The sequence below is a fragment of the Chamaesiphon sp. VAR_48_metabat_135_sub genome, from assembly GCF_031418915.1.
Lineage (GTDB): Bacteria > Cyanobacteriota > Cyanobacteriia > Cyanobacteriales > Chamaesiphonaceae > Chamaesiphon.
Window position 1 is genome coordinate 1 of the sequence record NZ_JANOJV010000262.1, and the last position, 7595, is coordinate 7595.

10 protein-coding genes are annotated in these 7595 nt (G+C 44.2%); 8 read left to right on the forward strand and 2 right to left on the reverse strand.

Features of this window, described 5'->3' with window-relative positions:
* Both RMO55_RS18375 and RMO55_RS18380 read left to right on the forward strand, forming a co-directional pair.
* The coding region (locus RMO55_RS18375; RefSeq protein WP_310428973.1) for an XdhC/CoxI family protein at positions 1 to 1073 on the forward strand (1073 nt) is incomplete at its 5' end.
* A gap of 92 nt (positions 1074 to 1165) precedes the next feature.
* Complete coding sequence (locus tag RMO55_RS18380) at positions 1166 to 1792, forward strand: nucleotidyltransferase family protein (RefSeq protein ID WP_310428975.1); 627 nt, start codon at positions 1166 to 1168, stop codon at positions 1790 to 1792.
* A gap of 326 nt (positions 1793 to 2118) precedes the next feature.
* Here RMO55_RS18380 and RMO55_RS18385 read toward each other — a convergent pair whose 3' ends face one another.
* Positions 2119 to 2241: a hypothetical protein gene (locus RMO55_RS18385; protein ID WP_310428977.1), complete on the reverse strand. Its 123-nt coding sequence runs from the start codon at positions 2239 to 2241 to the stop codon at positions 2119 to 2121.
* 400 nt (positions 2242 to 2641) lie between these two features.
* On the opposite strand from RMO55_RS18385, the gene RMO55_RS18390 reads away from it, so the two are divergent.
* The 3 genes from RMO55_RS18390 (at position 2642) to RMO55_RS18400 (ending at position 4949) form a co-directional block, all read left to right on the forward strand.
* A complete protein-coding gene (locus tag RMO55_RS18390) occupies positions 2642 to 4072 on the forward strand; it encodes a circularly permuted type 2 ATP-grasp protein (RefSeq protein WP_310428979.1) in 1431 nt (476 codons plus the stop codon).
* A 71-nt stretch (positions 4073 to 4143) separates the two neighbouring features.
* Positions 4144 to 4644: a GNAT family N-acetyltransferase gene (locus RMO55_RS18395; protein WP_310428981.1), complete on the forward strand. Its 501-nt coding sequence runs from the start codon at positions 4144 to 4146 to the stop codon at positions 4642 to 4644.
* An 8-nt stretch (positions 4645 to 4652) separates the two neighbouring features.
* Positions 4653 to 4949: a DUF1778 domain-containing protein gene (locus tag RMO55_RS18400; RefSeq protein WP_310428983.1), complete on the forward strand. Its 297-nt coding sequence runs from the start codon at positions 4653 to 4655 to the stop codon at positions 4947 to 4949.
* Between the two features lie 92 nt (positions 4950 to 5041).
* Here the strand turns inward: RMO55_RS18400 and RMO55_RS18405 are convergent, their stop codons facing one another.
* Complete coding sequence (locus RMO55_RS18405; RefSeq protein ID WP_310428985.1) at positions 5042 to 5509, reverse strand: GNAT family N-acetyltransferase; 468 nt, start codon at positions 5507 to 5509, stop codon at positions 5042 to 5044.
* 36 nt (positions 5510 to 5545) lie between these two features.
* On the opposite strand from RMO55_RS18405, the gene RMO55_RS18410 reads away from it, so the two are divergent.
* From RMO55_RS18410 to RMO55_RS18420, 3 genes are all read left to right on the forward strand, one after another.
* Positions 5546 to 6106 carry a GNAT family N-acetyltransferase gene (locus RMO55_RS18410; RefSeq protein ID WP_310428987.1) on the forward strand — a complete coding sequence of 187 codons (561 nt, stop codon included), beginning with the start codon at positions 5546 to 5548 and terminating at the stop codon, positions 6104 to 6106.
* A 103-nt stretch (positions 6107 to 6209) separates the two neighbouring features.
* On the forward strand, positions 6210 to 6788 hold the full coding sequence (locus RMO55_RS18415) for a Uma2 family endonuclease (RefSeq protein ID WP_396134396.1): 579 nt from the start codon (positions 6210 to 6212) through the stop codon (positions 6786 to 6788).
* A 45-nt stretch (positions 6789 to 6833) separates the two neighbouring features.
* On the forward strand, positions 6834 to 7595 hold a 762-nt coding region (locus RMO55_RS18420; RefSeq protein WP_310428990.1), incomplete at its 3' end, for an alpha-E domain-containing protein.

The following is a 7595-nucleotide window of genomic DNA, read 5'->3' on the forward strand; positions in this document are numbered from 1 at the left end:
TATTCCTCGCCACTGTCGTCCAGACGCAAGGCTCTACCTACCGTAAAACTGGAGCCAGAATGTTAATTGCAGGTAGCGGTGAAATTGCGGGGATGGTCAGCGGTGGCTGTCTCGAACAGGATATCTTGTGCCATGTGCAGCAACAAACTCCGCCTTATCAGCCCTTTGTGATTACCTATGACACTACTACGGAGGGGGATCTACTATGGGGTTTTGGGATCGGCTGTGATGGTGTGGTGTCGGTTTTGGTTGAGCATTTAGTCGTTCGCGTTGGCGTAGCCTCTGCCTGCGCAGAAGCGTCTCTGGAAGAGAATCGATCTCACAATCCACTCACCTTTATTGCTGAATGTTTCGATCGCGAACAATCGGGCGTTGTGGTGACAGTATTTCAAGTGACGGGTAGCTCATCAGTCCCAATTGGCGCGAGATTGATGCTGCATTCAGATGGTGAAATTGTCAGCAATATCGAAGATGTTGAATTATCTACACAGATCGCCGCCGATGCCCAAATTGCATTGCAGCAGCAAACTACTATCCATCGTCAATATTGCCTACAGCTAGGACAAGCAGATGTCTCGATCGAAGTTATTCAACCGGTACCCCATTTGACGATCTTTGGTGCAGGGCGCGATGTTTTGCCCCTCGCTCAGTTTGCAAAAGCCTTGGGCTGGCAACTGACGATTGTGGATTGTCGATCGCTAGAAACCACATCAGATCGCTTTCCGATGGTCGATCGAATTATCCTGGCACGCCGAGAGACAATCGATCTTCAAGTTAAAATCAGCCCACAGACAATTGCTGTGGTGATGACTCACAATTATCTCGACGATTTGGAAATTTTGCGGAGCCTATTAGCTACTCCCTCCCGATATATTGGCTTACTCGGAGCGCGTCAACGCACGGCTAAACTGCTCCAAGATTTAGTTATTACGCCCGAACAATCTCAGCGGCTAAACGCACCAATCGGTCTAGATATTGGCGCGGAAACACCAGAAGAAATTGCGATCGCCATCATTGCCGAAATTCAGGCGGTGATTACCGATCGTCCTGCGGGTTTCTTGAAACAGCGGTAAGCTTCGATCCATTTACCATTTAATTTAGATCGGGATACCTTTTGTTCATGATCCAGGTGGTGGTAGGATTTCAATCCCATATGTGATAACTTATGCAGATCGATTCCCACAATAGTCAGATTGCTGCTGTCATCCTCGCCGCAGGTGCCTCCACTCGGATGGGCACACCCAAACAATTATTGGAATGGCAAGGAAGAAGTTTATTGCGATCGATTACTGAGACAGCGATCGCTGCTGATTGCGATCCAATTATCATTGTATTGGGTGCATCTAGCGATCGAATGCAGGCTGAAATCATCGATTTACCAGTGCAAATAGTCAATAATCCTGAATGGCAAACGGGGATGGGATCGTCAATCCGCACGGGTATTCAAGCATTACTCGATCGGAATATGGATGTGAACGCTGCTATTCTGCTGCTGTGCGATCAACCATTTGTGTCAGTACAAATAATTCGGCAACTGCGATCGATCTATGCCACGACTCATCAATCGATCGTTGCGTCAAGCTATCGAAATACAATCGGCGTTCCGGCTTTATTCGATCGACAGCTATTTCCAGAACTGCTGAAATTAGATTGCGCCGAAGGTGCCAAAAGAGTAATTAAAAATCACCCAAATGCCACCGCAACTATTGATTTTCCGCAAGGATCGATCGATATTGATACGCCTAAAGATTATCAGCAGATATTAAGTAATTTACCCATGTCCGCAGGGTAAAATGTTTACAAAAAATGCGGCCGCGCAAAAATAAGTACTAGTACTAAGCTGCGCAAGTTACGAAAGTATTCCCGAATCCCGAATCCCGATTTTTATCTGAATAGTCTCTTTGTTTACACCGTTAAATACTAGACTTTGATAGTGGAAAACGGCAATTGAGCAACACTTAAATTAGTTAGAGACTTAGAGATGATCCCTTGCTGGAAAATATACACAACCACGATCGATAGCAGCGATATGCTAACAATGCTCCCACTGCGGCGATCTAAACGGTGATTTGGTATATCTAAGAATAACGGGGATGTATATCCTACTATCATGCAATCTTATGCTGAGAAATTGCCGAGGTTGGAATGAGGAACTTCGATCGAGCGTTGCTTTGGATCGATCGACTGAGATATAGCAATCTCTGTGCAGAAACCCGACTTCTTGAACTCGACTTTTGCCATTTACGAGTTTGCTTCGTTTGGGCGGCAGTAAGAGTTCAATAAATTTGGCTGATATTAAACCTGACTGTTCCTGTTTGGCGATTCGCCAGCGGCGACGCTACGCGAACGGGTTTAATCCCAAATCTTTGCACTGTAATCAGTTGAGAGATTTGCTCTCGACCGCCTAGCGGCGCGAAAGCTTTGATAACAAGTAAGTCAGAGCAGCCATTTGAGACTCTCTTGGAAGAGAGTCTCAAATGGCAAAAGTCGAGAAAGTCTGGTTTTAGTAGCACTAGTTTTATTGCTTAAACTTTTGTGCCGGTCGACAAGATCGAATCGTATCGCACTATACAGTTATTGGGGAGTGAAAAAGTGGATTTATAGAAGATAACAAAATAGTTGTCTAATCTGGTGTGAAGATATGGAAATAGACAGTTATCAGCCTGGTGAGTTTTACGATGAATTGTTTTTACCTGATGGTAAACCTCGATCGATTGCGACGACACTAATTGACAAAATTGGAAGCCTTTCTCTCTCTGAGCTACGGCAACATCAGAACTTAGCCCAAAGTACCTTATTCAAGACAGGCGTGACTTTCAACGTCTATAGTGACGATCGAGGTACCGAGAAGATTCTCCCCTTTGATATTATTCCGCGCACGATTTGCGATCGAGAGTGGCAATTATTAGAGCGGGGTTTAAAGCAGCGAATTCATGCTCTCAATCTATTTTTAAGTGACATCTACGGCAAGCAGCAGATTATTCTCGATGGGGTAATTCCCCAAGATGTGGTTTACTCAGCGACGGGATTTCTCAAGCCTTGTATGGGCTTACAGCCACCCCAGGGAATCTGGTGTCATATCACGGGTACGGACTTGGTACGCGACAAAGATGGGAGTTGGTATGTATTGGAGGACAATCTTAGATGTCCATCTGGGGTTTCCTATGTACTAGAGGGTAGGCGGGTAATGAAGTCTACCTTTCCGCGTCTATTTGAGAAGATGCAGATTCTGCCTGTGGAAGATTATCCCAGTCGGTTGCTGGAAACTTTGCTATATCTGGCTCCAGACTCGATTCCCTACCCTACTGTAGTGGTATTGACTCCAGGTATTTATAATTCCGCTTATTTCGAGCATTCCTTCCTAGCTCGACAAATGGGTGTGCAGTTAGTTGAGTCGCGAGATTTGACGATCTCCGATGGGTTTTTAAAAATGCGAACCACCAAAGGCTTGCAGCAGGTAGATGTAATCTATCGACGCATCGATGATGAGTTTATCGATCCTTTGACTTTTCGGGCTGATTCGATGCTGGGAGTACCTGGCTTGATGGATGTCTATCGGGCTGGGCGAGTCGCGATCGCTAACGCTCCAGGTACGGGGGTAGCCGATGATAAAGTGGTGTATGCTTACATGCCTGCGATCGTCAAATACTATCTGGATGAAGAGCAAATTATCCCCAATGTGCCGACATATCAATGTTGGGAACCAAAGCAACGCCAGTATGTACTGGAGAATTTAGATAAATTAGTCGTCAAGGCCGCCGCCGAATCGGGAGGTTATGGGATGTTAATTGGGACGAAATCAACGGCGGAGGAGCGAAGCGAATTTGCAGCCAAGATTACGGCAGATCCGCGTAATTATATCGCCCAGCCGACGCTGTGTTTATCGCGGGTACCAACGTTGCTCCCAGATGGTATCGATGGGAGACATGTGGATTTGCGCCCGTATATTCTCAATGGGCGGGATATTTATATCAATCCAGGTGGGTTGACGCGGGTAGCGTTGAAGGAGGGTTCGCTGGTGGTGAATTCTTCTCAGGGTGGCGGTACTAAGGATACTTGGGTGGTGAGGTAGAACGCTTCTTCAGAGATTGCCTTAAGGATTTGAGTATTGACATTGTGTATACAAAAATCTAAAATAAGGAGATGTCAAGCGATCTCACCAAACCACGATTACTCTCGGATTCAGACAACCTTAGCTCGTTTACCAGCACCAATCAAGAAATGAATGATTGGCTGCAAAAACACTCCTGGAATAACCAAAGTAGTGGTGCTTCCAAGACATATATCACCGCCACTAGAGAAGGTCAGATTGTCGGATACTATAGCATTGCTGCTGGTGCGGTTGCTCGTCAAAGTGCAATCCGATCCTTACGACACAATGCTCCAGATCCGATTCCTGTGGGCATAATTGGCAGATTGGCGGTAGATAAAGAATGGAGCAATCGAGGCATCGGAGCGGGGCTGTTAAAAGATGCTGTGTTGCGGATTGCGGGAGCGGCACAAATCATTGGTATTCGGGCGATTATCGTCCACAGCTTGCCCGAAGCTCTAGGTTTTTATACTAGATTTGGATTTCAAGAGTCCAAGCTCGAACCGTTGCTATTGATATATCCACTCGAAAAAATTTCAGCACTGTTAAATTAATAAAAATTATGACTACCAACAAAATCAAGCAGCCAGAGCGGCGCAGCGGCACGATTAACCTGCGAGTAGGCGAAGTGCAAAAAGAGGCGATCGATCGAGCTGCGGCGATTCAGGGCAAGAGTCGGACAGAATTTATCCTTGATGCTGCTTATACTGAGGCAACTAGTTTTTTACTCGATCGCAAATTCTTTTTAGTCGATGATACAACATTTGAGGCATTTGAAAGACAGCTAGAAGCTGCACCAGATCCTCAACAATTGAAAGCATTGAAAGCTTTGTTAGAACGTCCTGCCCCCTGGGATTAGATCGGGTGTAGTATTTTCTAATGTCTTTTCAAGAAAGGTGTGGCTACGGTAATGTTATCGATTTACACACCTTATTATTTCTATTCTTTTATCTAAGGAACCCATTTCAAAAAACATCGACTGCCATGTTGTTCTGTAATTTCTGCACCTAAGTGATGATAAAAACTCAGCCCCCGAATATTGCGAGCATCAGCATTCCACGCCAGATGACTACATTCATTTTTCTTCGCAATTTCCGCCAATCGATCCATCAACACTTTACCAGTACCCTGACTTCTGATGTTTTCATCTACATATAGATCGTCAAGCCAGATACTTGGTTGTCCAGCAAATGATGAATATCTAAATCCATATAAAGCAAAGCCAACTTCACTATCTAAAGATTCTGCAAATAAAACATAAGCAAATGGAATTGATCCAAAAAGTGTTTTGATTACTTTTTCCTCAGATACTCGCAACACTCCGGAAAAAGTACCAATATGTCTGTCAAACTCAGATTTCTTTTGAATAAACGAGACAATTAGTGAAACATCATCAGGAGTAGCAGATCTAACTTTCATCGATTGAATATAAATATAAATACTTTAAAATTAAAAATGGCAGAATTAATCGAACTTGAAACAGAGCGACTCCGGTTGCGCCAATGGATTGAATCAGATCGAGAACCTTTTGCTCAACTCAACGCCGATCCGCGAGTGATGGAATTTTTTCCTAGTATATTAGATCGAGCCGCTAGTGACGCAATGATCGATCGCGCTCAGACAAAAATAGCCGAACGCGGTTGGGGTTTATGGGCAGTAGAATTCAAACAGGATCGACAATTTATCGGTTTTGTCGGGTTACATATCCCAACCAAAAAGTTACCATTTTCGCCCTGTGTCGAAATCGGCTGGCGATTGGCGTTTGAATATTGGGGTAAACGTTGCGCAACAGAAGCGGCTCAAGCTGCGTTGAAAGTTGGATTCGATCGACTGAAGTTACCAGAGATCGTATCATTTACCGCGATCGATAATCATAGATCTAGTGCAGTCATGGAACGATTAGGGATGAATCGTGAAGCTGAAACATTCGAGCATCCTAGCCTTCCCGTAGGGCATCCACTCAGAGAACATTGTCTCTATCGATTATCAAGGAAAAAGTGGCGATCGAATCTCTGAACTATGATTTGTCAGATTAATAAAGAAACTAAGATTATCCTATAGCATCCAATCATAGTCCATCAGTAAATCATTCTAATCACAGTTCAGATAATATTGACTTATGGTTACTTTACCCGATCGATTATTCATGTCCGCGACCGAATATCTAGACTGGGAACCTACGCAGGAAGATCGTTATGAGTATTGGGATGGTGAAGTAGTCGCGATGAGCGGCGGTACTCGCAATCACAATCGCATTTCAGGAAATTGGTTTAAGCTGCTAGATGATGCTTTGCTAAACCGTGATTGTGACGTGTATATTGCTGATGTCAAAGTTCAAGTAGAGCCAGGGCGAAAGTATTTTTATCCCGATGTGGTGGTGACTTGCGATAAAGGCGATGATGATGCTCAGATTGTCCAGTTTCCCTGTCTAATTATTGAAGTATTATCACCTTCGACAGAAGCGATCGACAGAGGTGCAAAGTTTGCGAGATATCGTCAATTTCAATCGTCACAGGAATATGTGTTAGTTCAAGTCGATCGTCCAAAAGTGGAAGTATTTCGACGCAATGAGCATAATCAATGGGTGTTGTCTGAATACGATTTGGACGATCGTTTATTACTAGAATCAATTGGGGTAGAGATTGCGATCGCGGATTTATATCGTCAGGTACAATTTGAGAGCAGTAATTTAAGTTGAAATAATCCCTAAAACCTAACACCTAAAACCTAAAGCCTTCATCCTATGCTAAGTCGCGTTGCTAACTCAATCTATTGGCTCAATCGCTATATCGAAAGAGCAGAAAACATCGCCAGATTTGTCGATGTCAACCTCAATTTACTCCTCGATAGTGCCGTCGTTGACGACCAACAATGGGAACCACTGGTATTAACTACTGGAGATTTAGAAATATTTCGCAGTCGCTATGGCGTGGCTACTGCTGAGAACGTCGTGCGGTTTCTGACTTATGATGAAAAGTATCATAACTCAATTTTATCCTGCCTCCAATCTGCACGAGAAAATGCTCGATCGATCCGTGAAGTAATCTCCTCAGAAATGTGGGAACAGGTGAATAGTTTCTACTTTATGGTAAAAGAAGCAGCCGAAGCAGATCCGCAACCGGAATTACCGAGCTTTTTTGAAGCAGTGAAAATGGCTAGTCACCAATTTGCAGGAGTGATGGCGGCTACGATGTCTCATAATGAGGCTTGGCATTTTGGACGGATGGGCAGATCGATCGAACGAGCTGATAAAACAGCGCGAATTTTGGATGTAAAATATTTTATAGTGCTACCTGGCGGAGTCGGATCGCCACTGGATGAATTGCAGTGGATTGCGTTATTAAAATCTGTTAGTGCTTATGAAATGTATCGCAAAACCTGTCACCGAATTAGTCCGCCAGATATCGCCAAGTTTTTGATATTCGATCGAGAATTCCCCAGATCGATCCAGCACTCTCTCCGCTCGGCTGAAAAATCTTTACATCTAATTAGTGGTAATAATCAT

What these genes read in the sequence shown, in the direction of transcription:
- RMO55_RS18380 (WP_310428975.1), top strand. Translation starts at nt 1,166, where the DNA reads ATGCAGATCGATTCCCACAATAGTCAGATTGCTGCTGTCATCCTCGCC.
- RMO55_RS18385 (WP_310428977.1), bottom strand. Translation starts at nt 2,241, where the DNA reads ATGGCAAAAGTCGAGTTCAAGAAGTCGGGTTTCTGCACAGAGATTGCT.
- RMO55_RS18390 (WP_310428979.1), top strand. Translation starts at nt 2,642, where the DNA reads ATGGAAATAGACAGTTATCAGCCTGGTGAGTTTTACGATGAATTGTTT.
- RMO55_RS18395 (WP_310428981.1), top strand. Translation starts at nt 4,144, where the DNA reads ATGTCAAGCGATCTCACCAAACCACGATTACTCTCGGATTCAGACAAC.
- RMO55_RS18400 (WP_310428983.1), top strand. Translation starts at nt 4,653, where the DNA reads ATGACTACCAACAAAATCAAGCAGCCAGAGCGGCGCAGCGGCACGATT.
- RMO55_RS18405 (WP_310428985.1), bottom strand. Translation starts at nt 5,509, where the DNA reads ATGAAAGTTAGATCTGCTACTCCTGATGATGTTTCACTAATTGTCTCG.
- RMO55_RS18410 (WP_310428987.1), top strand. Translation starts at nt 5,546, where the DNA reads ATGGCAGAATTAATCGAACTTGAAACAGAGCGACTCCGGTTGCGCCAA.
- RMO55_RS18415 (WP_396134396.1), top strand. Translation starts at nt 6,210, where the DNA reads ATGGTTACTTTACCCGATCGATTATTCATGTCCGCGACCGAATATCTA.